This is a genomic window from Metabacillus idriensis (assembly GCF_050483325.1).
GTDB classification, from domain to species: domain Bacteria; phylum Bacillota; class Bacilli; order Bacillales; family Bacillaceae; genus Bacillus_P; species Bacillus_P idriensis_A.
The window spans coordinates 1-23,868 of the sequence record NZ_JBCMYF010000014.1; the positions used below are offsets into that span (position 1 = coordinate 1).

Annotated in this window: 20 protein-coding genes, 1 tRNA gene and 2 riboswitches; of the genes, 8 read left to right on the plus strand and 13 right to left on the minus strand. The window is 41.0% G+C overall.

Annotation, left to right across the window (positions count from 1 at the left end):
- Nucleotides 1-247 precede the first annotated feature (247 nt).
- From ABEQ24_RS09615 to ABEQ24_RS09630, 4 genes are read right to left on the minus strand one after another with little or no spacing between them, the layout of a single operon-like run.
- Nucleotides 248-994: an ABC transporter ATP-binding protein gene (locus ABEQ24_RS09615; RefSeq protein ID WP_430006583.1), complete on the minus strand. Its 747-nt coding sequence runs from the start codon at nucleotides 992-994 to the stop codon at nucleotides 248-250.
- Between the two features lies 1 nt (nucleotide 995).
- Nucleotides 996-1,988: an ABC transporter substrate-binding protein gene (locus tag ABEQ24_RS09620; RefSeq protein ID WP_430006584.1), complete on the minus strand. Its 993-nt coding sequence runs from the start codon at nucleotides 1,986-1,988 to the stop codon at nucleotides 996-998.
- Nucleotides 1,989-2,003: 15 nt separating this feature from the next.
- A complete protein-coding gene (locus ABEQ24_RS09625) occupies nucleotides 2,004-2,789 on the minus strand; it encodes an ABC transporter permease (protein WP_430006585.1) in 786 nt (261 codons plus the stop codon).
- Entirely contained in the window at nucleotides 2,764-3,054 is a 291-nt protein-coding gene (locus ABEQ24_RS09630) for an MTH1187 family thiamine-binding protein (protein ID WP_430006586.1), read from the minus strand. The genes ABEQ24_RS09625 and ABEQ24_RS09630 overlap by 26 nt, the downstream gene beginning before the upstream one ends.
- Before the next feature lie 125 nt (nucleotides 3,055-3,179).
- Nucleotides 3,180-3,292: riboswitch (TPP riboswitch) on the minus strand.
- 142 nt (nucleotides 3,293-3,434) lie between these two features.
- A riboswitch (TPP riboswitch) is annotated at nucleotides 3,435-3,536 on the plus strand.
- 106 nt (nucleotides 3,537-3,642) lie between these two features.
- On the opposite strand from ABEQ24_RS09630, the gene thiT reads away from it, so the two are divergent.
- Both thiT and ABEQ24_RS09640 read left to right on the plus strand, forming a co-directional pair.
- Nucleotides 3,643-4,215, plus strand: a complete 573-nt coding sequence (gene thiT, locus ABEQ24_RS09635; protein WP_430006587.1) for an energy-coupled thiamine transporter ThiT — start codon at nucleotides 3,643-3,645, stop codon at nucleotides 4,213-4,215.
- A gap of 102 nt (nucleotides 4,216-4,317) precedes the next feature.
- Nucleotides 4,318-4,515: a hypothetical protein gene (locus ABEQ24_RS09640; RefSeq protein WP_430006588.1), complete on the plus strand. Its 198-nt coding sequence runs from the start codon at nucleotides 4,318-4,320 to the stop codon at nucleotides 4,513-4,515.
- A gap of 17 nt (nucleotides 4,516-4,532) precedes the next feature.
- On the opposite strand, the gene ABEQ24_RS09645 is transcribed toward ABEQ24_RS09640, so the two are convergent.
- Entirely contained in the window at nucleotides 4,533-5,420 is an 888-nt protein-coding gene (locus ABEQ24_RS09645; RefSeq protein ID WP_430006589.1) for an NAD-dependent epimerase/dehydratase family protein, read from the minus strand.
- The gene (locus tag ABEQ24_RS09650) at nucleotides 5,417-5,956 is read right to left on the minus strand and encodes an N-acetyltransferase family protein (RefSeq protein ID WP_430006590.1); all 540 of its coding nucleotides are present in this window, start codon (nucleotides 5,954-5,956) and stop codon (nucleotides 5,417-5,419) included. Before ABEQ24_RS09650 ends, ABEQ24_RS09645 begins: the two co-directional genes overlap by 4 nt.
- 117 nt (nucleotides 5,957-6,073) lie before the next feature.
- Here ABEQ24_RS09650 and ABEQ24_RS09655 point away from each other — a divergent pair, with 117 nt between their 5' ends.
- The gene (locus ABEQ24_RS09655; RefSeq protein ID WP_430006591.1) at nucleotides 6,074-7,156 is read left to right on the plus strand and encodes a hypothetical protein; all 1,083 of its coding nucleotides are present in this window, start codon (nucleotides 6,074-6,076) and stop codon (nucleotides 7,154-7,156) included.
- Nucleotides 7,157-7,168: 12 nt separating this feature from the next.
- On the opposite strand, the gene ABEQ24_RS09660 is transcribed toward ABEQ24_RS09655, so the two are convergent.
- Nucleotides 7,169-8,071: a DMT family transporter gene (locus tag ABEQ24_RS09660; protein WP_430006592.1), complete on the minus strand. Its 903-nt coding sequence runs from the start codon at nucleotides 8,069-8,071 to the stop codon at nucleotides 7,169-7,171.
- 116 nt (nucleotides 8,072-8,187) lie between these two features.
- On the opposite strand from ABEQ24_RS09660, the gene ABEQ24_RS09665 reads away from it, so the two are divergent.
- Together ABEQ24_RS09665 and ABEQ24_RS09670 are read left to right on the plus strand one after the other, a co-directional pair.
- Nucleotides 8,188-9,864: an AMP-binding protein gene (locus ABEQ24_RS09665; RefSeq protein ID WP_430006726.1), complete on the plus strand. Its 1,677-nt coding sequence runs from the start codon at nucleotides 8,188-8,190 to the stop codon at nucleotides 9,862-9,864.
- Nucleotides 9,865-9,917: 53 nt separating this feature from the next.
- A complete protein-coding gene (locus ABEQ24_RS09670) occupies nucleotides 9,918-10,406 on the plus strand; it encodes a DinB family protein (RefSeq protein WP_430006593.1) in 489 nt (162 codons plus the stop codon).
- 482 nt (nucleotides 10,407-10,888) lie between these two features.
- Here ABEQ24_RS09670 and ABEQ24_RS09675 read toward each other — a convergent pair whose 3' ends face one another.
- Nucleotides 10,889-11,899 carry a DUF3231 family protein gene (locus tag ABEQ24_RS09675; RefSeq protein ID WP_430006594.1) on the minus strand — a complete coding sequence of 337 codons (1,011 nt, stop codon included), beginning with the start codon at nucleotides 11,897-11,899 and terminating at the stop codon, nucleotides 10,889-10,891.
- Between the two features lie 408 nt (nucleotides 11,900-12,307).
- On the opposite strand from ABEQ24_RS09675, the gene ABEQ24_RS09680 reads away from it, so the two are divergent.
- Nucleotides 12,308-12,496, plus strand: coding sequence for a hypothetical protein (locus tag ABEQ24_RS09680; RefSeq protein ID WP_430006727.1), 189 nt, complete (start codon nucleotides 12,308-12,310; stop codon nucleotides 12,494-12,496).
- A gap of 271 nt (nucleotides 12,497-12,767) precedes the next feature.
- On the opposite strand, the gene ABEQ24_RS09685 is transcribed toward ABEQ24_RS09680, so the two are convergent.
- Together ABEQ24_RS09685 and ABEQ24_RS09690 are read right to left on the minus strand one after the other, a co-directional pair.
- The gene (locus ABEQ24_RS09685) at nucleotides 12,768-14,030 is read right to left on the minus strand and encodes an ATP-binding protein (RefSeq protein ID WP_430006595.1); all 1,263 of its coding nucleotides are present in this window, start codon (nucleotides 14,028-14,030) and stop codon (nucleotides 12,768-12,770) included.
- Nucleotides 14,031-14,295: 265 nt separating this feature from the next.
- Complete coding sequence (locus tag ABEQ24_RS09690) at nucleotides 14,296-14,643, minus strand: hypothetical protein (RefSeq protein ID WP_430006596.1); 348 nt, start codon at nucleotides 14,641-14,643, stop codon at nucleotides 14,296-14,298.
- A gap of 213 nt (nucleotides 14,644-14,856) precedes the next feature.
- On the opposite strand from ABEQ24_RS09690, the gene ABEQ24_RS09695 reads away from it, so the two are divergent.
- Together ABEQ24_RS09695 and ABEQ24_RS09700 are read left to right on the plus strand one after the other, a co-directional pair.
- Complete coding sequence (locus tag ABEQ24_RS09695) at nucleotides 14,857-15,369, plus strand: hypothetical protein (protein ID WP_430006597.1); 513 nt, start codon at nucleotides 14,857-14,859, stop codon at nucleotides 15,367-15,369.
- Nucleotides 15,370-15,737: 368 nt separating this feature from the next.
- A tRNA-Ala gene (locus tag ABEQ24_RS09700) sits at nucleotides 15,738-15,810 on the plus strand.
- Nucleotides 15,811-16,078: 268 nt separating this feature from the next.
- Here the strand turns inward: ABEQ24_RS09700 and ABEQ24_RS09705 are convergent.
- From ABEQ24_RS09705 to ABEQ24_RS09715, 3 genes are all read right to left on the minus strand, one after another.
- Nucleotides 16,079-18,670, minus strand: a complete 2,592-nt coding sequence (locus ABEQ24_RS09705) for a polynucleotide kinase-phosphatase (RefSeq protein ID WP_430006598.1) — start codon at nucleotides 18,668-18,670, stop codon at nucleotides 16,079-16,081.
- Nucleotides 18,671-18,672: 2 nt separating this feature from the next.
- Nucleotides 18,673-20,019 (minus strand): 3' terminal RNA ribose 2'-O-methyltransferase Hen1, encoded by a 1,347-nt coding sequence (locus ABEQ24_RS09710; protein WP_430006599.1) that lies wholly within the window; start codon nucleotides 20,017-20,019, stop codon nucleotides 18,673-18,675.
- A gap of 123 nt (nucleotides 20,020-20,142) precedes the next feature.
- Nucleotides 20,143-23,817 (minus strand): GH32 C-terminal domain-containing protein, encoded by a 3,675-nt coding sequence (locus tag ABEQ24_RS09715; protein ID WP_430006600.1) that lies wholly within the window; start codon nucleotides 23,815-23,817, stop codon nucleotides 20,143-20,145.
- Nucleotides 23,818-23,868: the final 51 nt, after the last annotated feature.

Consider the following 23,868-nt stretch of genomic DNA (forward strand, 5'->3'; position numbering starts at 1 on the left):
CAAAGATCATTTGCTTCAAGCGAAGCTTTATTAATATAACATTTTGCCATTTCAAAGTCAAGCGTTAATTTCACTTTTCTTTTTTTAGGCTGTGTTGCTTTTTCGCGATTTTCGCGGCAACGAATAATAATATACCACGCTGTAATTCCCTTTGCAATAGCTTTTTTATCAATTTATAAAAAAAGATTTTAAAGATCGAAAACGCACTGAATTTGTCTGAAATTCAATGCGTCATTTTCTAGTTGAATCATGTTTTTTTCAAATGAAGAAGATCCAGCAATCTCCGTTTAAGCGAAGCAAACTTCATACTTGTAAAGAGATCATCTGTCCTTGGCCGGGTAAACTCCACACTGACCTCTTCTATTATTCGCCCCGGTCTTGGCGAAAGAATTAAGATTCTGTCTGACAGGAAAATAGCTTCATCGATATCATGAGTAATGAATATCACGGTCTGTCCTGTATCCTCGCATATTTGGATAAACCACTTCTGCAGCTCAAGTCTTGTCATCGCATCTAGCTTGCCAAACGGTTCATCTAATAGAAGGAGGTCTTTATTATTTAAATAGGCTCTTAAGAAATTGGCGCGCTGACGCATTCCGCCCGAAAGCATAGACGGATAATGATTTTCAAATCCCGCCAGCCCGAATTTCGGGAAAAGGCCGCGCGCTTGACTGCGAGCTTCTTCTTTCCCGATGCCTTCTATCTCTAAAGGAAGAATGACATTATCCATAACCGTTCTCCATGGAAACAATACATCACTTTGAGGCATATATCCGATTAGGCCGGTTTTATTCGTTATCTCTTCTCCATTGTAATGCACAGTGCCATTAGCCGGCTTATTGATGCCGGCTATAATATCAAGCAATGTACTTTTCCCGCAGCCGCTTGGTCCAATAATGCTTACAAATTCGCCTTTTTTAACAGTAAAGTCTGTCGGCAGCAGGACATGCTGGTCTTCAGAATACGATTTGCTGATTTGAGAAAGAGTCAGCATGCTATTCCTTTCCTTCAGTCAGGAACTCATTTGTAAAGGCCTCGCTTGGGTCTATGTTCTCTTCAATCAGCTTTCTTTCAAACATCCAATCCGCATATCTTTTCCAGACCTTTTCTTCTTGTATGCCCCATTGTTTTGCATCTCCCTGATACTGTCCGCTTAACCATACTTGACTGGCCTTAACCAGTTCCGCATTAATTTCAGGCACGTTTTTAATCAGGATGTCCGCTGCTTCTTCGGGATCCTCACTAGCAAATTGATAGCCTTTTGATGTAGCTTTCATGAAAGATTTGACCGTTCCTTTATCTTTTGCTATTTTGGATTCGCTTGTTGCGATAAGCGGAGTGTAATAGTTTAATGCCGGATCAAGGTCTTTTAAATAGATGTAGTTCAATTCAATTCCCTGGCGGACAGCCTCAACACCGTCCCACCCTTGGAAAATCCATTGAAAATCGGTATCGCGTCCGATTGATTTGAAAAAGTCAGTCGCTCCAAGCGTGACATAATCCACTTTTTCAAAGTCTGCATTCGATTTCCCCATGACAGCTTTGATAACAGCTTCTTCTGTCGGAGAACCCCATCCCCCATATCGTTTCCCTTCAAAATCCTTTGGAGAAGTGATGTTTTCTTCTTTTAATGAAGCAAAGGCAGAAGTATTTTCCTGGATGATTGCTCCTATTGAAACAATCGGAACGCCTGTGGATCTTGCATGTGTAATATTCTCCTGATGGCTGACGGCAAAATCAACTTCCCCTGAAGCAACAATCTGATCAGCACTGACTCCTTCTCCCGGTTCAACGATTTCTACATCAAGACCCTCACTTTTATAGAAGCCCTTTTCTTTCGCTGCATAAATACCTGTATGATTTGTATTCGGAAACCAATCCAGCATAATCTTCACTTTTTTTAATTCCTCATTAGAGGCATTTTCGGCTGATCCGCATCCAGATAAGATGAACATTAAACTAAATAAAACGAATATGAATTTCTTCATTTTTTCTCCCCCGTACTAGTTAGAATGCTTTTGCTTGTATTTCCAGGGCATCATGATTCTTGCCAGGATTTCAATGAGTGCATAAATGATTAAGCTTAAACCTACTATTAAGATGATCGTTGCAAATACTTTTTCTGTTAGAAATGACTGGGATGAACGAGTTAATAGAATGCCGAGTCCTTTACTTGCACCCAGCCACTCCCCGATAACCGCCCCCATCACGCTGTATGTGCCGGCTATTTTTAATCCTGAAAAAAAGAAAGGCGTTGCAGCAGGAAGTTTCAGTTTCACAAACATTTGCCTGCGGCTTGCTCCAAGGGTTCGCATGAGCTTCAACATATCCCTGTCAACTAAACGGAATCCATCAGACAGGTTGATGGCGATCGGAAAGAAACAGACGAGCGCAACCACGATGACTTTAGGAAAAATACCGAATCCAAACCAGATGATAAGCAGTGGAGCAAGCGCGATAATGGGAATGGTCTGTGAAAGAACAAGCAGCGGTTCAACAGATTTTCGAACCAGCTGTGACATGTCTATTAAAATAGCAATAAATACTCCCGCGGCTATTGCGATCAATAATCCAAGCACTGCTTCTGCCAGAGTCTGCAGGATATGGACGCCTATCATCCCCCTCATTTCTGCAAGCGTGACAAAAATATCGGTCGGGCGAGGCAGAATCCATTTTTCCACCTCAGTGACGATGACTGCCAATTCCCATAAAAAGAGGAACGACAGCAGCACGATGCCTGGAAGCGCAGCCTCCAAAAGGGCTTTAACGGTATTTCTTAAGTTTTTCATCCATAGTGACCCCTTCTATTGGACGGTAATGAATTTTCATGTGAGTCATTACCTCAGTCGCACCGGCTGAAATGCAGGCATCCTGCGCTTGCTTGACAATTTCAATCAGTTCATCAAGCTCTCCCTCCATCACCGTCTCCATTGCACCAACCTCATATTTAACTCCTGATTGCTGGACAACCTCGATGGCTTTGTCGACAATTTCATATGTATTTCCCTCTGATGATTTAGGCAGCACCTGAAATGCTAGATTTACACTGGACATTCTTTTTCCTCCTTAAATTTTTCATATATGAATATCTGACCGAGGATCTGGGCGCTGGAACTGGACGAACGACAAAAAAGGCTGCCACAGGGGGCAGCCTTAACGCATTCGCAAAGTTATGGAAAAATAAAGTATCTTCCGCATTCCCTCCGCTGGCATTACCCAGATCAGGTTAAAGGGTCGATACAAGAATCAGTATCCTCTCAGCCAAGTTCACTCAGCTCCCCTGCATATATTGAATTCATGGAAACTATAGCAAGATTCCGGAAAATTGTAAAGATAAAAGAAAAGGCTTTCCAAACTTTTCTGAAAAAAATCTCAATATGTCCTTGTCGAATTTTGCAACTTCCTGTATAGTAGTGTCTAAATCATATATTGCATTTGACCACTTGGGGAGCCATTCGGCTGAGAGTGAACATGATGTTCAGACCCGTTGAACCTGTATAGTTAAAGCTTACGTAGGGATGTGGCGATGGATTCAAGTGATAACCCAACCAAAGCAGTGCGTGGAAACCATCCGACATTCCCCGCATTGCTTTTTATTATGGAAAAAACAGCCCCGGTCGAATGCCGAAAAGGGGAATAGCTATGCAGACAAATACACGTCTTGTTTTCTTAGTAGAGGCAGCAATCCTTGGAGCGATTGCATTTCTGCTTGATTTAGCAACAAGCTTTATTGGCAAAATGCCGCAGGGCGGGTCAATCTCGCTTGCGATGATTCCTGTCTTGATTATGGGGTTTCGCCACGGCTTAAAAGGCGGACTTCTTACAGGTTTTTTACTTGGCGTTTTACAGACGATTATGGGCTACACAACAATCGTCCATCCGGTGCAGGGCTTTCTTGACTATTTTGTGGCATTTACCGCCGTGGGTGCCGGAGGAGTTTTTTATAAGCAAGTCCAAAGCTCTTTGAACCCGCTGAACAAAAGACGGTTAATTACTTATGTCGTGGCGGCTGCTTTTCTCGGAAGCTTCCTTAGATTTGCAGCACATACACTTGCAGGAGCAGTATTCTTTGCAGAATTTGCAGGAGATCAGCCCGTTCTTCTGTATTCAGCCGGCTATAATGCATCATACATGGTGCCGACATTTGTCATTTGCTCCATTATCTTAGTATTGATGCTGACAACTTCTAAAACACTTGTTTTAAAAAGAAAATAGATTTAGGCAAAAGCACTGATTTTTTTCCGGTGCTTTTTTTGTCATAATCTCTCATTTGCCTGCATGTATTAGTAGTAATAGATTTCTTATGGAGGGCAAACGATGAATCTATCCTACTCTTTAATGCTGATGACCTTTTTATTGTCGGTTATTCATTTTCTATATGGTTACTTTGAAGCAATCAGGATCAGCAACGAAGAAGATTTAGTCAGCGGCTGGTCTGTCATTTTCTCTTTCCCGCTTGCCTTTGTATTTGCCTACTTCGCCGCGGTGTTTCATCAGCAGATTTTACCTCACTAAAAAGAAACGCGGCAGTGTCACGTTTCTTTTTTCATTTCCTCTATTAACCTTTCTATGTATGGATTCAATTTCTCAAATGAGTACCCGGCTCTTTCAGCCTTCGACACATCCAGTGTCCATTCACCTGCTAATCCGTAAGGTGAGGCATTCTCTTTTGTAATATCGCTTGTTACCATCGCCTTTTTCCCCACAGCACTCTCGATTTGATGCAGAAGATCATTCAGAGAGAGACTTTTTTCAAAAGCAATATTGAAGGCACCCGCCAGTTTTTTTTCGCCAGCCATATACAAGAATCCCGCAGCGTCCTCAGATGATGTATAGCTATAAAAATGACCAGGATTCACGAGGCCGATCGGCTCCTCGTTCTTCACCTTTTTCACATGAAAGAATAAGCGTTCCGTATAGTCATCTATTCCAATAACAAGGGCTGGTCTAACAGAAGCAACCGGCACATCTGCAGTCTGAAAAAGATAGGCTTCTGCACTGCGCTTTGCTTCCTGATAGCCGCTCATCCCTTTATAATCTTTGCGCTCTTTATAGGAAGGCTTATATACTAACGGATCAAAGTCTTCTTCCTTTCGTCCTCTCCCAAATTCATAGACTGCCATAGTAGACGTGAAAATATAATGCTTGATTTTGCCCTGCAGCGTTTCATAAGAAGATTTTGCTTCAAGCGGCGAAAAGCACGATTGATCATAGACAACGTCCCATTTTTTATTTTCAAAGGCCTTAATCATTGAATCTTTGTTTTCACGGTCGATTATCAGACGCTCGACTCTATTCCCAAAGTCATCAGGTGTTCTTCCTCTTGTAGCAATCGTCACTTCTGTCCCCTTTTCAAGCAGCTCATAAACAAGCCTTTTCCCGAAAAATTGAGTTCCGCCAAGTATTAATGCACGCTTCACAGTGATCCCTCTTTCCTTTTCAATGCAGCTGACAGTTTCGGCAAGTCACGCCATCCCAATGCCGTTTCCTGATGACCTGTTCCCTCAATCGTGTAGACGTCCTCTGCAATCTTTTCAGGTGAGAAGCGTTCGTAGAAACCTTTAGAAGGATTCGCATTCATCACCCACAGCAGCATGGACTGATAGTTTTTCCGCATAAGCTCATCAGCAGCCGCTTCTACCAGTCTCCGTCCGATGCCCGCTCCCTGCACTTCTTTTAATAGATATATCGCATATAATTCTCCATCAAATCCATATTCCCCGGTTCGTTCTTCTCCAAATCCTGCAAACCCGATAATCTGGCCATCTTCATTTTCTGCCACAATAACAGTGTCAGGATCGATGGTTCTCCACATTTTTTCTTTACTTTCATATGTAAGGCTTTCCAGGAAGGCATCTGCTACAATACCATCATAGGTTGTTCTCCAGCTGTCCACATGCACAACAGCAATTTGCTTCGCGTCTTCAATGACCGCTTTTCTTATCTTATAATTCATCTTCAACACTCCTTGCTGATAAAATTCGACAAGCCAAAATTAAATCCCTACCTCTACAAGGAGAATATGTTCATAAAACAGAATAAGTTCATAGACTAAGACAATCGGAGGCTGCATGTGAAAATACTTCTGCATAGTTTCTTATCAATTCTGTATATCGTTTATTTCACCGGAGTGTTTTACGTTCTGTTTCTCTTTTTGAATATCCCTGCCACTGTGATCGCAGGAAGCATTATGGCACTTTTGCTGATCGGCTTGTTTATCTATTCTATATACGAGATGATTCACCGCAAAGAAAGGAATCTGCTCTTTTTCAAAGGACTGTCAGGATCCATCTTTCTTTCCATCACAGCCATCAGTTTAATTGTCACTTTATTTTTTGTTGTTCTCATGAATGTAATGACAACCCATTTTAACTATCAAAGTATTAGTCCGCGGGAGAAGTTTGAGTTTCAGGTCAACGCTTTTTTGCCGATTGACCCATACGAAGAATATAAAGAGGATGCTGAAACAAAGAAAATATCTCATCTGACTGTTTATTATTCCTCTCTGAATAAAAGAGATATCCTGCTTGTTGAGGACGAATTTATAAATGCACGTAAAATCAGTAAACGCTTATTCGGCGATATTGAAGATCAGCCGATTGACCTGATTCTTCTTGATGAATCTCCGGACTCGCTGCAGGAGCTTGAGTATCTGGATTATATGGGATTTTACGATCATCTGAAAGAAACCATGGCGATTGTGATTCCAGATGATTTCGATGCCGCATCCCCGCTTGTTGTGGAAACTTTTTACCATGAATATGCCCATTACTATATGGAGAAAGCATTAGAGAAAATGGAAATCGACTCGATGAAAATTCCGATATGGTTTAATGAAGGCGTAGCAGAATATGCCGGCTATAATGGAGAGGAAGCAAGAATTCCTATTGATAATGTTATTCCTTTCAATGAACTTAGAAATCCAGGAAGCTGGGCAACGGCACTAGAAGACAGTCCGGATGCAGAAGTTTATACTCAAAGCTACTGCGCCGTTAAAATTCTGGCAGATGAATTTGGAGAAGATATTATTATGGAACTCCTGCTTGAAACCAAAGAAGCAGGCAGCTTTGAAGAAGCTTTAAAAAAGAAGACGAAGTATACGTTTAAAGAGTTGGAAAAGAAAATTTCTGAAGAAGAAAAAAGGACTCGAAATTGAGTCCTTTTTCGTTTAAAGCGCCTGTTCACTTGATATCTCGGCCACTTCTTTCTTTTCAAAAAGAAACAGCATGACTCCAATAATAATGATGGCTCCGCCAATTAATTGCGTAAGAAGAACCGTCTCCTCAAGGAAGTAATACGCAAGAATAATCGAGCCAACCGGTTCAAACAGAATCGCTACAGAAATGACATTTGTCGAAATCCATTTCAGCGACCAGTTGAACAATGAGTGTCCAAGCAAGGTAGGAACAATGGCAAGCAGCAAAAAGTACAGCCAATCCTCCTTAGGAAAACCCGTTAGCGGATAGCTTAATAACACACAGTACAGAAATAAAGTCACAGAGCTTACTGCATAGACGATAAACGTATAAAGAGTCAGCGTATGACGCTTTCTTACACCTTGGCCAAACAGCAGATATGCCGTGACCATTCCGCAGGCCGCAAGCGCAAGAAAGTCTCCGAATAAGGCAAGCCCGCTGATCCGGAAATCTCCCCAGCTGATCACAACACTGCCTGCAATGGCAAGCCCGGCGCTGAGAATGGCCCTCGCCGACACTCTCTCTTTAAAAAAGAAATAGGTTCCGATAAACGCAAACAGAGGCTGTAGCGTAACAAGCACAACCGAACTTGCCACAGAGGTGTAGTTCAGTGATTCGAACCAGAGAATAAAATGAAACGCAAGCAGCACACCCGCTAAAATCGAATAGCTCCAGTCCTTTTTCGTTAACGTGTTAATATGAGGCAGGGATTTTGCCAAAAACAGCGGCAGAACGATAAGCGTTGAGAAAAACAGGCGATAAAACGCGATAACAGGAGCAGGCGCAGAAGTCAGCTTGACGAAAATCGCAGATGTTGAGACCGCCGCAACTCCAATTGCTAGTGCCAGATAAGGATAAAATGTAGATTTATTCATGATTGTTCCCCTTTTTAATGTACGTCTCTTCTATTATACTGCAAGTGCATGCGTATATTTTAAAGAATAATAGTTTTCAAAACTTTCTAAAAATAGTTTATAATGAAAGCGTAATCATTCTTTTTGTCCAGGGAGGTCCCATGCAATCACTAAAAAATAAAACCATCGGCCAACTATTGAAGGAAACTGTGTCAAAATACGGGAGCCAGGATGCTGTTGTCTATTCAAAGGAAGATATCCGTTATACGTATGATGAGTTTTACAATGAAACTTCGAAGCTCGCAAAAGCCTTAATGGGTCTTGGCGTGAAAAAGGGTGAAAACATTGCCATCTGGGCAACCAATGTCCCTGAATGGCTTCTTCTTCAGTTCGCATCTGCACGAATTGGAGCTGTCCTTGTTACCGTCAATACAAGCTACCAGAGCAGCGAGCTCGAATACCTGCTGAAGCAGTCGGACTCCACCACTCTTTTCTTAATAGACGGCTTTAAAGGGACATCTTATGTCGATATTGTCCGCTCCATCACAAATTCTGCTTCTGCAGAGAAATACAAGCAAATTGAAGCATTACCGCATTTAAAAAACCTCATTTACATAGGAAATCAAAAAGCACCTGAAGAAATGTACAGCTGGAATGAGCTTCTCGATCACGGATTGAAAATTACAGATCAAGAGCTTGAAGAACGTGAGAGTCAATTAACTCCTGAGGGTGTTATCAATATGCAATACACCTCAGGGACAACCGGCTTCCCGAAAGGGGTCATGCTCACTCATCACAACATCGTGAATAATGGTTTTCTTGTCGCAAGCTCTATGAATTTAACGAATCAGGACCGTTTATGCATCCCGGTTCCCTTCTTCCACTGTTTCGGCTGCGTTCTTGGCGTCCTCGCATGTGTATCTGTCGGGGCAGCCATGGTGCCAATTGTGGAATTTGATCCAGACCTTGTCCTTAAAACCGTTGAAAAAGAAAAATGCACAGGACTGCACGGAGTACCAACAATGTTTATCGCTGAGCTGAACTCTCCTAATTTTAAAACTTATGATCTCTCAACCTTAAGAACAGGGATTATGGCCGGTTCAACCTGTCCGATTGAAGTCATGAAAAAAGTCATCAATGAAATGGGCATGTCGGAAGTAACCATTGCCTACGGTCAGACAGAATCCTCACCTGTCATTACACAGACAACCGTGAATGACTCCATTGAACGCAAGGTTGAAACAGTCGGCAAAGCCCATCCCCATGTGGAAGTGAAAATTATTGACCCGCTTACCGGCGAAGAAACAGCACCCGGCGTACAGGGGGAGCTCTGCACAAGAGGGTATCTTGTCATGAAAGGCTACTACAAAATGCCTGAATCTACAGAAGAGGCGATTGATAAAGAAGGCTGGCTGCACACAGGAGATCTCGCTACTATAGATGAACACGGCTATGTCGTCATTACCGGCCGTCTGAAGGACATGATCATCCGCGGCGGCGAAAATGTCTATCCGCGTGAAATTGAAGAATTCCTTTATCGTCACGAAGAGATCATGGATGTGCAGGTCATTGGCGTTCCTGATGAAAAATACGGAGAAAAAGTCGCTGCCTGCATCGTTCCAAAAGAAGGCGTCACCCTGTCGGCTGAAGACATAAAAGCATTCTGCAAAGGACAGCTTTCGCATTATAAAATTCCTGAATACTACTATTTCGTTAAAGACTACCCGATGACCGCATCAGGAAAAATCCAAAAATACAAGCTCAGAGAACAAGTAAAAAAACATTTAACACAGGAACTGTCAGGAAGAAGCTGAAAAGAGAACTTTGCATATCACTTTGATAAAATGAAGCTGAAGGGAGAGATTACATGCTAGAACATTCGCAGGCAGTACGCGCAGAATTATTGAACGAAGTCAAAAACATGACAGATGAACAACTCAATTTAAAACCTTCACAGGACGTATGGAGCCCAGGACAGATCCTTGAACACCTTTACTTAATGGAGCGTGTCATCACAGGCGGCATGAAACAGGTGCTTATGTCAGGCGAAAAGAAAGCATCAACCGAAAAGCCGCTGGAACTGGTCATCGACCGTTCGCGGAAAGTACCCGCACCTGAAAACCTGAAACCAGCTAAAGGACCTTACGTAAAAGAAGAACTCTTATCAAAACTTGAAGATTCACGCCGCGAACTGATTAATTTTGCAGAAACAGCTCCCGGACAAGACCTGAACGAAAAAGCCATGAAGCACCCTCACCTTGGCGATCTTTCCTTAAAGCAATGGGTGGAGTTTATTGGGTATCATGAAAAGAGACATTTGCTGCAATTAGCAGAAGTAAAAAGTGCGGCTTATTAAAAGTGAGGGGATGTTGGCCAAGACCCAAAATAGCTGACACTGAAAAAAACATCTTGTTTATGCTGCAGTCTGACTGAATTCTACAGGAGTCAGCTTGTCTAATGTTAACTGCAGTTTCTTGGTATTGTATAGCGGTAATCATAAGACGTGTATTGGGATCCTTATCGCCGTGAAGGATGGTCCCAGTCACGTTTTCTTTTTTTTTAGCCATTTTTATGGCTTTAGCATTCATACCATCGTTCTTAGCGCCTTCAACTGTATCTTTTGATCTGAAAGAAATTTTTCTCGAAGCTGATACATTCTAATGGTTTCCCAATCAGCACTTAAACGGCGCAGTTTATCTTCTGTTTTTGCTGCCAACTGATCCAAAGAATAAAAAACATCTATGCAATGGATCATGTACAAGAGCTCTGTTTTTATGTTTATAAATATAGCTATTAATATGATGTCAAAAAAGGGCACCAGAGCGCCCGTTATGATATCTATCTTTTTGTCAGCTGATTTCGATCTTCTACATGTGGAGGTTCTTCCATCCACCCATTTTTGACCATAATTTTTCCACCTTGTTTTGCAAAGTCATAAATATTTTTTGCAAGGAACGACATTTTCGCAGGTAAATCACTTCTTAAACTAAAGGCGCCACCAAGAGCATTACTTCCGAGTCCAAATGTACTTAACAAACTGGTATTATACATCATTAATTTATCAGAAAAAGGGGCGATGGTTGAATTTGTTGCTTTTCCTGCATGAGTGGCTGGTGGTTCAATATAGTCTTGCCGTAAAAATTCACCTAGCGATGTCTCAATTTTCTTTGCGAGTTCCATTCCATTAATAAAATGATTTCGCACCTCTTGATTATGGGCTACTTGAGCGAAACCAATCATTAATTGCATCCCCGTAAGGTTTGTCTCAATCGAATGATGAATAAGAGATGTCTCAATAGTATTCAAGGATCTATTGTTGCTAAACCAATTTAAATGGGTCATATACCTTTTATCCTGTACAAATTTCACTTCTTTTGGCATTGAAACATATGGGGGGCGTGAAAGTACCCCTGTTTCTAAAAGAATAGTTGTGGTTTGATCATATGCTTCTTGCGCTTCCGATGTTAAACGTATGAAAAATTGTCTCATATCTTGACGGTAAGACATAGTTGAATATAGCGCATAAAGATTCGTTTCTAATTTAGCCATCATGTGTAAATACATGACATCATACATATAGTCGAATAACTTGGGAGCCCCTTTATTCACGTCATTTTCAGTAAACCCAACTGGAATAACAGCACCTTCCTGCTGAAAAACAGAAACCACAAACTCTGCACTTTCAGTACAACGTTTATAATAGGATTGAAGAATTTCCCGTGCTTCCTCTGTTTCAACGTATTCCAGAAAGTATTCCAGAAATCTCAAAATCATTGTTTTTTCTTGATACGTCATCCACAAGTTCCCTAATTCTGTAGAAGTAATTGGTACTTTATTTGAGCTATTCATCCTTTTATCTCCTCACCCACCTGTTTTCATTAATTTAACCAATCTGAAAAAATTTATGAATCCATCTCCCTTTAATTTCAAATTAGAGAAACACAAATACAATCGCTGCATGCCTTGATTATTACAGGCGGGGACACCTTCTTTCAGGGCAAGCATCCAGAAGAGAAATACTTTTGCGGAACTCATCAATAATATGCAACAACAGCAGCTGTAAAGCTATTAAAAAAAGAGCAGCTCTCACTGCTCTTTACGGGATATTATACGGGAAATGCTTGTTTTTCAGCTGCATCCAACTAAGATTGTGTACTGCTTCTTTTTAAATAGCTCTCAAACAACAAATCAATTAACAGCATCAATGTTGATCTTGCAGTGATATCATATCCTGCGAAGTTAGCTTTCTCTACAGTCATGCTTAAGTTTGTTTTGACAATTTTCCCCAGTGCAGAACTGCTCATTAGTGTTCTGAATGGAACGGGGATCATCGAAACCGAAGAAGGACAGTTTTCATTTAAAAAGGGAGCTCATTTCATTATCCCTGCTACTATTAAAAGCTTTTTGATAAAGGGAGAAGCTTCTTTAATCGTTTCACATACCTAAGTATCATTATATAGTTGAATACTTTTTAGATCTTTAGAAATTTCCCAGCAGCATAATCATAATTTTTTTTATAATGTCTCTTTGTTTTTGGTTTTTCCTTTAAATGATTAATGTTTCTAAAAAAATCGACTAAATTCATTAGTCGATTTTTTATTCTACTCAATCATTGAAGATAGAGATTTCAGAAAGCGCCTTTCGAGGATTTATAAAATTAAGTCATTTCATTATTTGATTCTATAGATTCACTGATAAGATTCTATTTCCTGCTCCCCTATCCTTTTAATCTCCTATTTTCGACCGCAACGGTGTCAGGCTGATTTTCCATTTTAATAACGACAGGCAAATGAATCTCAACAGTTGTTCCTTCATTTTCTTTACTTGAAAATGATAATGTCCCGCTGTGACTCTCAATAATCCTAAAGCATGTCATTAATCCGAGCCCAGTTCCTTTTTCTTTTGTTGTATAAAATGGCTCTCCAAGTGTAGCTATCCGGTCTTTAGAAATACCGATACCCTGATCAATAATCTGGATTGAAATTTCATCTTCTCCCTTTAACTGAACTTTCACATCGATATTACCGCCCATCGGCATGGCTTCAATTGCATTCTTAAAAACATTTAGAAACACTTGTTTTAATTGGCCTTCTGCACATAATACCTTTGGCAGTTCCCTCTCAAATTCCAGAAAGATTTGAACATTATTCAAGATGGACTGAGTATTAATTAAGGTGACCACATCTTTTAATAAATCTTTTACATCTTGATCTTTGAATACCACAGCATTCGGTTTTGCAAGAACAAGAAATTCACTTACAATTGTATTTATTCGATCGAGTTCATTTAACATAATCGTATAATACTCATCTTCAGGATGATCGGCCTTCAAAAGCTGAATGAATCCTTTTATGGCAGTGAGTGGATTGCGGATTTCATGTGCAATGCCAGCTGCCATTTGTCCCAAAAGAGCAAGTTTCTCAGATTTTTGAAGCATTAATTCCGTTTTCTCTTTTCTTTCAGTAACATCCTTGCCAATTGAAAGCATAGCCTCTTTTTCACCAAAAATAATGTTCAATAAAGATATTTCAAAGAAAAAGGTTGATCCATCGGAACGTCTAACTTTATGTTCAATATTGTGTATTGGCTGTTTCTCTTTCTTTACCTGATCAATCCGTTCCAGCAATACATTTTTATACTCAAGTACAATAAAATCAAACAAATCTCTTCCTATAATCTCATCTTTACCGGAAGCCCCAAGCAAGTTGACCGCAGCTTTGTTTAAATACACAATTTTGTTATCGCGGTGAATAAAGATCGATTCTGGCAGGGAATCAATCATTTGTTTATAACTTGTTTCATTCGCCCTTGCTTTTTTTCCGTAGTATCTAGCCGTATCATATTGCCATCCAACAAGCCAGGCAATAACGGTGAAAATTAAGAAGTCCAGCGTAAAAAAAGGTTCTTGTCCAACAATCTTTTGATAGCTGGTGAATAATATAGAAATCATTACTAAACCAATCTGTCCCATGTACTTCATCCATATTGCCCCTTATGTAAATAGTCCATCTATCATAGCACAAAATAAGAATTTCGATAATTCTCACAATAGAACATTTTTTTGCCGGAATATACGGTGAGGAAACGACACAAGTATTCGCAGTTAAACACAAAAAAGCCAAGAAGATTATTTTTCTTGACTTTGAACTTGCTTTTTCTTTTTTGCTGCACTTATCTGTATATAACGGAAAGACACAGGACGAATGCCCTGTGCTTTCTCTTTTTTGTACTGACTGATATGTATGTTACCAGCAGTACCATTCTTTCCAAATATCCTTTGATTCTTTGGGAATATGCTTAAAGCAGTCTTCCCATTCTTTTTTGGAATACTTCTTCCATCCCCATCCCGTCCAGAGCCAATAATACTTTCCATCGTATTTATACGTATTAGTCTGGTAAGAATTCTTATGACTATTTCCGTAATCATATTTCGTATCCTTACTGCCGAAGAAAAAGGAAAAGACAGAATCCAATAACGCATCAAATGAATTTTGATGTGAGTAATCATAACCTGATGCAGCAAAAGCGGAAGCAGGTATTGAAAGTGAAGCAATAAGCAGACAGATCATAACAACACTTTTCCATTTTTTCAAAGATTCACCTCCTTTATAAAGTACTGCCGGCGCTTTTATTATAGCATTATATATTCTCTATAGAGAACGTTTTTAGGAGTATTTACCTTTTATCGAGATGATTCTCTTTTACTAGAAATACTAATAGGATATTAAATCCAATAATGTTATAATCTTATAGATTTAATTAGAAAATGAGAGTGAATAACACAAAGATATATAAGGAGTTTGAAGATGATACAAGGTCTAAAAATCTTCAGCATCACATTCGCAGCATTAACTGCAATCACAACAATCGGATTCGCTACAATGTATTTCTTGGATCAAGACTATACAAAAGAGGAAAAAAAGGCAGAGTCAGAATCAACAGCTGAAGCACCTGCAGAGCAGCCTGTACAGGATTACGGCAACACAGAAAACCCAGAATACCAGGACGCCGGAGAATTCATAGCCGATTTCCACGCATTCTACAACGAAACCACAGGCTGGGACCGAATCGACAGCTTAAACATGGCCGATCAAACCGCCCGTGCCACTGCAGCAAAAGCATATGCTGCCCACTTCGTCCCGCTGGTTGAAGATGAAGCTTTAAAAACCGACCTCGAATCTATTATCCGGCATTCTGAAAGTGTCATATACGGAAACAGTGACAATGTCCAAACTCTGCACCGCTATTTTCATGATTTGGATATGGTGATTAATGGGTATGTGCATGAAGACTTTTTTGGGGTGGTTGAGAGTGAGTGAGGTTGTTAATAGATTGTAATTAGAAGGGAAAGACATGAAAACTGAATCTCAAAAGAAAACTATTTCAGTACCGCTTAGTATTTGGTTATACGAAGACACAGGACGTTGGCGGTAAATTAACTAGAGTAACAACCCCCCCAGCTTCTAAGCGAGGAAACCCTAGTTTGTATGGAATACTAGAAGAACAGCTTTGTTCGGCTGGGAAGATTAAATAGTTTTTAAGTGAGGCCATTTCTATTTGAAATGGTTTTTGCATGATACTGATATTTTTTTGAAGAATCCTATTGCATGTAAGGGACTGAGGCAGTATAATTTACATTATCGCAATTGAAAAATCTGTTTAATTGCCTAATACCTTTTTTCACCGTGGGGGCTTAGCTCAGCTGGGAGAGCGTTTGGCTGGCAGCCAAAAGGTCAGCGGTTCGATCCCGCTAGTCTCCATCATCTAAAACACCAATATAAAGCCATTCCTGATTATTTCAGGAATGGCTTTATTCATTTTATTAATTTTCAGGATTTCCGTACCTTTCCGAAAATTAGGGTAACCGAATAATATCGTCTTATCTCTAATGAAATTCAAAAACTCGTTCACAACTTGATTAAATTGTGAACGAGTATGGTTGTGAGATACCACTCAATAAAAAATATTGCTATTTAGAAAAATTGAACACTTATAGCATGTCTCGACTGCTGTTGTCTATACACGCTATCACAACCTCGGATCCACAGGATCACTCTCCATTGCCAATGTCGCAAGCACACATTCATGCACCCGCTCAATGGTTTCACCATTCACATATCTCTTAATACCTTCAACTCCCAGTGCAAATTCTCGCAGCGCCAGTTTTTGCTTTTTACCTGTATTCCTGCTTTTCAGCCTTTCAAGATTTTTCGGCACTAAGTAGTCCATCCCGTAAATAATGTTCAGGTACTTTCTGCCTCTTACTTTTATCGCGGGCTGAAGAAGCTTGCCTTTGTTCTTTGCAATGTAGAATTCTGGCTTAATGACAATTCCTTCGTGCCCTTCTCTTGTTATGTCCTGCCACCATTTGATAACTTCTTCTGCACTTGCCTCGTCTGTGATTAGTTTGTATTCTGTTTCAACAAATAAACTTGAAAGTGCTGCAAATTCCCGGTTCATTTCCATGTGCCATGTATGCGGCTTGTCAAAGAATGTCTCATTGCTGTGAGCGAGAACGTGGAATGGTGCGATTTGAATGGAATTGACATCTTCAATTTCCCAGCAATATTTTAAGAAGACTTCATTAAAGGTATGGGCGTTTTCCAGCTTTTGTTCGTATTCATTTAGCCATTCTTTTAAGTCATCGTTTTCCCCAGCTGCTGCCTTTATTTTTTCTTTGAGCATTGTTCGATCTAGGATTGCGTTTTCTGATACGTGAGCGTACTGGCTGCTGATCAGTTCTTTTGCTTTGAGATTCCATGGCATGATTTCGGCGTCAAGAAGTAAATAGTCTGTCTCATACTTATCAAAATAACCTTGTACAAGCAAATCATGATTGATTTTTGATAATACTTTTTCCTCAGTTGCACCGTCAAAGAATCGCCTTCCTGTTCTTGTATAGATCACACCATATGATTCGATGCCAGTATGCTTTTTGGCAGATTCGGCATCTTTAAATACGAATAAAATCGCCCTGCTTCCCATATGCTTCTTTTCCGCAATCATGGTTTGAATGCCATGGCTTCTGTAGTAGTTCATTGCTTCTATGGGATGTTCTAAGTAGTCATCTAAAGAAGAAGGACTGGGTGTCGGACTCATGGTTGGTGGGATATAGATTAACTGTTCAATTGGTACCGTATAGTGTGATATTGTATCAATCGCAGGCTTAACGATATCCTGATGAAGTTTAATCTCCCCAAAATCTTCAGTAAGAACAGAGTAGCCATTGATGAACTTGCCGATATTTGGTGGATTTAACCGATTTTTCTCCCACTCTTTTAATGGGTTTTCAGAAACTCCTGAATAATCCTGCTTCGCTTTAACTGAGATAAATTCTCCTTCTGGATAGCGGAAAGCAGTCAGTGCGCCCCCAAAGACCACACCTTGGTCGATGTTTATCGTTTGGTTAATCAGAAGTGGAGTTGGTTTTGGGTCATGCCCCCAGACAATCAGCGCTTTTTTCTTATGTGAAATATACCAATCTTTTCTTATTGGTTTCCCTTTTTCGTCAAAACCATCTGTATCGCCGTACCGGCAAAAGTCACTAATAGCTTCCGATTGCTTTCCAATAAATTCGTCTTTAATGCCGGCATGAGTACAGATTAAGGTCTGAACTCCGTTTTTAGTAAATACATAATGCGAGGGGGCTTGAAGGAGAAACGCTTTAAGTGTCTGTTTTGCTTCTTCTGCTTTTTCTCTCCCTGCTTCCTTTTCAAACACATTAAACTCTTCTTCTACTTTTTCATCACCATGGTTTAAGGTTACATTTCTTCCATCCAACCATCTTGCAATTTTCCACCCGTGATTACTGTCAATCATATAGGCGAGGTTTTTCCTAACGTGTTCACAGAAAAAGAGCATCGTTTTCAGTGACTGAGGACCTCTGCTCATGATGTCTCCAATGGAAACAAACTTTCGGCCTTTCGGGTGAAGATAGAGGCCTTCTTGATTTTTGTGATAGCCAAGTTTTTCAAGCACCAGGATCATTTCCTCATAGCAGCCATGAATATCACCGATGATGTCAATCCCTTTTTCAATGTCTTTTACTATGGGGTTGCTGCGTCTAATGAACTCCAGATTTTCCGTTTCTTTTATCGTGTAAACGGCCATATATCCTTCTTTTTTAATGAAACGCTTTTCTTTTTTGAACGTTTGGTATTGCTGTCTGATGCGTCTTTTCCCCCGCGGATTGTCTCTTTGTTCATCTCTTATTAGCAGTTCATCTTCAGGGATATCCATGACAATGGATATAATCGGTAAATTGTTTATTCGAGCTAAAGAAAGATATCTTTTCCTGTCATCAGGATGAAGGTGAGTTGCATCCACAAAGGTTAATTTATTTAAACGGCATCTCGCTTCAATGACGGAATCCATCATGGAGAAAGCTTCCTTCGAAATGGACTGATAGTCATCAAGCAGGCTGTCTGCTTCATCCTTCGGTCTATCCCGCCAGTCAATAAATTCGATGTCACTTACTAAAACCCGAAAATCATCTGAACTAATGACCTCTGATTGTAGGATTTCTTTCTTTTCAATCTTGCTTTTTAATAGGGTTGATTTTCCGCTGTTGGATGGCCCAATCAGCAAAACAATTCCTCCGTATGGCAATAAGATTTGCATGGTTAGTCCTCCTTCCTTACGAACACACACATTTGTGTCGGAAAGCCATGTCTATCATGTTCTTCACCGATTCCTTCAAATTGAAGGTCATATGTATTACGGTGATTCCGCTCTTCACACCAGTGATGAAATTCTGCTCTTGTCCACTCAAAGCGATGGTCATTGTGGCGGAAATGGTCCTCCATATCGTAAATCTCGTTATATTCGCGATTTGGAGTTGTTATGATCAGGGCATTGGGCTGATAGTCATGTAAAATTGTATCCAGGACCTTGGGCAGACGGAACTCGTCGATATGTTCGATGACCTCGCACAAAATCATGACATCTTTGCCTTTTAACCTTTCATCATAATAAAAAAGAGAACCCCATATTGTTTCAGGAACAACAAATTTCTCTTTACTCTTCACTTTATCGAACCGCTCTATTGCTTTTAGGGTCGCGGATTGTGATGGCTCCACCGCCAGAATTTCTTTAACTCCATCTGCAAATCCAAGCCGGACTGAAAGTTTTCCTTCACCCGATCCGAAATCTACGACGCTTCTTGGCTTCATTTGATTGACGGAATCAATGATTTTTTCATAGCGAAGATCATTTAAGCGAACCTTTTCTACTTTCTCTTCCTTTTTTTCTTCTGTTTTCTTGTTTTCTACGATGCTGTAAATTTCTTTAAATCGAAGTGATTGGCGGTAAATATAATCCCGCTTAGGATGATCTTCAAGCCAACCCTCTCCATATCTCTCAAGCTTATCAATTTCTTTATCGTCAATGTAATAATGCTTATAGTTATCGATAACAGGAATTAATACAAATAGCTGTCTTAATCCGTTTTGTAGTGTATTCATCCCTTTTAAACAAATGGATCTGGCAGAGCTTCTTTCTTTCATTTCAAAAGAGTACTCAATTTCAGGTCGCGATATTGCAACTTCATAACCATTCGGCTCAAATAAATCCTTTAATTGCTGATCAGAAAGAGAAGAAACCACAGGCCCAAACTCGAACTGAAATGAAAACGGATAATTGACCCACTCTGAATACTCTTCCTTCGGCTGTCCGTTCAATGCTGTCCCTAGAGCAGATCGAATAAAAGAACAAAAGATGCTGCTGACGGCAAATTCCCGATCATTTATGTAATGCGTAATGTCGTATGAGTTTGAAATGTTTTTAACGAGTTCAATTGGATCTGGTGTAACAAAGATTGTCACTTCAAGCTCTGTTTCTTTAAACTTACTATAAAAAAGGCGCACTAAATGGCCTTTGTGATTTCTTTCGTATAGATTGTTCGGGTTTTTTGACAGCAAATAAGAAATGGCTTTCACGTTGTCACCAGTTGCTTTGATTGTTAACTGCATATGGAGCGCTCCTTTTCAAACTATATCCCTAAAATTGTTAAATTAAATATAGCACAAAAAGGATGAAAACCCTTAATAGCGCAGAAAAAAGACACTCAGAAAACCCGAGTGTCTGAAAAACGTCTATTTTTGAGTGTCTGAAGCTTCAATCAATTTCCACTCCTGAAACTCCCCTCCCCCTGCATTCTGTATCTCTGCTATCGTTCCATTCTCTGGCAGGTTATTTTTAAGGCCAAGAACTTTGCCGCTGTTGACGGCGCTGAAACGGTAGGTTCCATCCCACTGGTCGGTGATTCTCCATTGCTGATTGCCGTAGCCAAAGTACTCCCATATTTGCACATCGTCTCCCGCTGAGACCCCTGAAGCATCCAGTACGAACTTGCTGTCACCTGAGTGAACTTTATAAGCTCCAGGAGAAACTCCTTCAATTTTCCATAAATGCTCTCCGCTTGGCTGAAGTTTTGCTTTAGAGCCATTTGAATTCCCTTCAGGTGCAAGGATTTTTCCGGTGGTTTTCTCAGCAATTTTAAAGGACGCCTTGCTCTCGACAATGGTCCTGCCGATCAGCTTTCCATTTTTGGAAACTGCGGTGATGATGCTTCTTCCGTGGCCTGTCATTTTGATTTCTGCACTGCGTTCATCTACTTTCTTGATTTCTGCTGCATCTGGATTGCTTGAATGCCATTTTATTTTTTTATGCTTGCCGGAGACCGATGCAGAAAGTTTGTGCACACCTCCAAGCGGAAGAGACAATGTTTCATGATCCATGACGATTGCAGCAGGATCCGTGTTTTCTTCCTTCCAGACTCCTTTTAATGGATATATATCAAGAGAAACAATTTTCACACTTCCCCCCTTGGTATAAAAGCTCATGCCATCACTTGCTCCGTCCGGAAACACGACATTTGAGAAAACGGCCTGGCCGTCATTTCCGAATACCTCAATGGAGGATTCGTCTACGAACATCCTAAATTTTACTCGTTTGTTCTTTGGAGTAACGTTCGTTTCATGATAGGCGGAAAACTTGTCAGAAAAGCTGATATCTCCAGATTCAGACCGGTCAAAGAACATCTTAGCTTCTTCAGCCTTATAGCCCACAACGGTTTTCTGAGAGTCAGATTCTCTTAGCCCGAACCCGAATTCTGCTTTGCTATTTAGAGGCAGTTCGATTTCTGCTGCTAGTTCATAGGATGTTCCTTTTACGTTTGCAAGCAGATTCGCATCTCCAGTCTTTACTGTTTTATTGCTCCATGAGGAAGCTTGTCCTCTGAGCTGCTCCAGCTCTTCAATCGGCTGCTGAAACAGTCTGATCCCTTCCCCGGGAACCGTCTTTAATGTAAGCTCACGCGGAATCGACATTTGTCCTTTCCACGTTGATGTCGGGAAGCTGAACGGATAATCCCAGTTGCTCATCCACCCCAGTGAAATTCTGCGGCCGTCTTCGGCTGGAATATCCGCGAATGACATCGCCGCATACATTTCTTTGCCAAACTCATTTTTCAGTACAGTGCCTGCTGGATGATCGCTGACGAAACGGTTACCGTCAAATGCCCCCACAAAGTATTCGGAATCCGATCCGTCTGTTTTAGGATTGGCACCAGTACTGATGGACAAAACCCATTTTTTCTTGGATGGATCTCCGTCTACTGGCAGCTGGAAGAAGTCAGGGCATTCCCACACTCCGCCTCTGACATAATCCCCATATCCAAACGATTCAATCATTTCCCAGTCCAGGAGATTTTGAGAGGTAAAAAACCGGATGTGGTCTCCTCCGGATACAACCATCACCCATTGCTTATGCTCCTCATCCCAAACCACTTTCGGATCCCTGAAGTCCCAGCCTTCTCCCCCGTAAAATTCTCCGATATTCGGGATGATTGGATTACCGTCATAAAATTCCCACGTGCGCCCTTTGTCTTTGCTGTAAGCAACGCCTATTTTCTGATCGCCATTGTGCTTTTCAGGATTGAATGAGGTGTAGAATGCAATCAGACCCGATCCTTCTTCAACAAACAAACCAGAAGCATTTGTCTTATCCACCACTGCTGAACCAGACCATGCATGTCCCATTTCATTCCACGGAATGGCAATCGGCAGCCTCTTCCAATGGATTAGATCCGTGCTCACCGCATGTGCCCACTTACCGCCGTCCTGATGGAAAAGATGATATTCCCCTTCATAATAAACTAAACCATTCGGGTCGCTGGCATATCCTCTTGCCTGCGTAAAGTGATACTGCGGCCGGTAAAGCTCTGAATAATAATCGTCATGTGGCTCTGCGTAAACATGCTGAAAATAGGCTGTACCGTTATAGACATTTAATCCATATTTTCCACTTGAATAGGCTGAGTCTTTTACGGAAATGGCAGGATCCGCATATCCATCAAAATAAACCTTCAGATCATCTCCTGCAGCATGAATCTCAACATGATAGTTTTTGCCTGTTTCTAACTCCCGCTCAGCGACTCCAAGGGTACGATTTCCTTTTAAATCCAGGAGACGGATTCTGTTGAGGTTTGGATCCAGGGTGAGCATATATCCTTCGCTTGCATCTGCCTTACCCCTGAATACAAGTCCTGCGGTACAGTATGGAGCTTCAGCATCTACCTTTAGATCTCCTTCAAGGACAAAATCTGCTCCAGCAGTTTGAGCCATTCGGTAGGTATTTTCTTCCGCCGGGCTCGTTCCGGCCGTTCCGTCAAGATGCGGTTCCCACTCTCCATTCACAGATTGAAAGCCTTCTAGATTGGACTGCAGATCACTCACTTGAATGTTTTGAAAAACAGCATCTCCGCCGGCATGCAGCCCAAGCCATCCTCTTGAGTAAGAATGATCTTTCGCTTTCAATACCGGAGTTCCTCCATTCTGCCAGAAAACCTGGAGGGAAGAACCATTTGCTTTGACCTTTACGCGGTAAAGAACTCCCGGTTCGATTGGCATCTTTGCTTCTGCTATGACTTTTTTCTGATAGACATCTATCAGCTGCAAAACATCTATCCTTGCATCAGCCTTTACTTGATATGCCTTCAGTCCTGTTTTATCCGACCGGAACAGTAAGGAAGCTGCTGCAGCTTTATCTTTTAAGAGAAGGTCCGATTCGAAAATGAAATCAGCAGACGATGTAGAGGAAATGGAAGAGAGATTCTCTCCTTGATCAGGTGCAGCCTCCAACCCTTCAGAGCCAGCCTCCCATTTTCCTGTGATCGTTTTTAAGCCTTTCAGGTTTGTCCTCACTTCTTTTAGTTGAACCTTGCCAAAGACAAGTTTTCCTCCCTCAGCATGGAAGCCTGTAAAACCTTTAGAATGGCTGAAGTCCTGAAGATCCATTACATTTTTTCCATCTACATACACCCAAATGGAAGGACCATCGGCCATTATTTTCACTTTTGAATGATCCTTTACTTTAAGCGGGACAGTTTTCAGCTTACGATTCCCATTCAAAGATGAGAGAGAAACTCTGTCTTTTTTGGAATCAAGACTGACTTTGTAGCCCTCTGTTCCTGTATGATTTGCCCTGAATACAAGGGATCCCGTGCTGTTTTTCCCAAGTTTCACTGTGGCTTCATACACAAAATAACTGCCTGTTTCTGAGTCTGATAGGATAAGAGCAGGCTGATTTTTAGCCGCACTTCCTTTTAAAGAGCCATCAGATTCCTTTGTCCAGTTTCCTGACAAAGCCGAGTAGCCGAAAATGGCCGTTTTTCGTTCAACAGCTGCTCCTTTGACTCCTTCCAAAGAGAAGAGCGAAAAAAGCAGGGCAGCAGCGGCCGCCATTTTCAGCAAGGTCATTTTTTTCATGTATCTTTCCCCTTCCAGATATAATAAAGCGCTTTCATCTTCTGCTTAAAA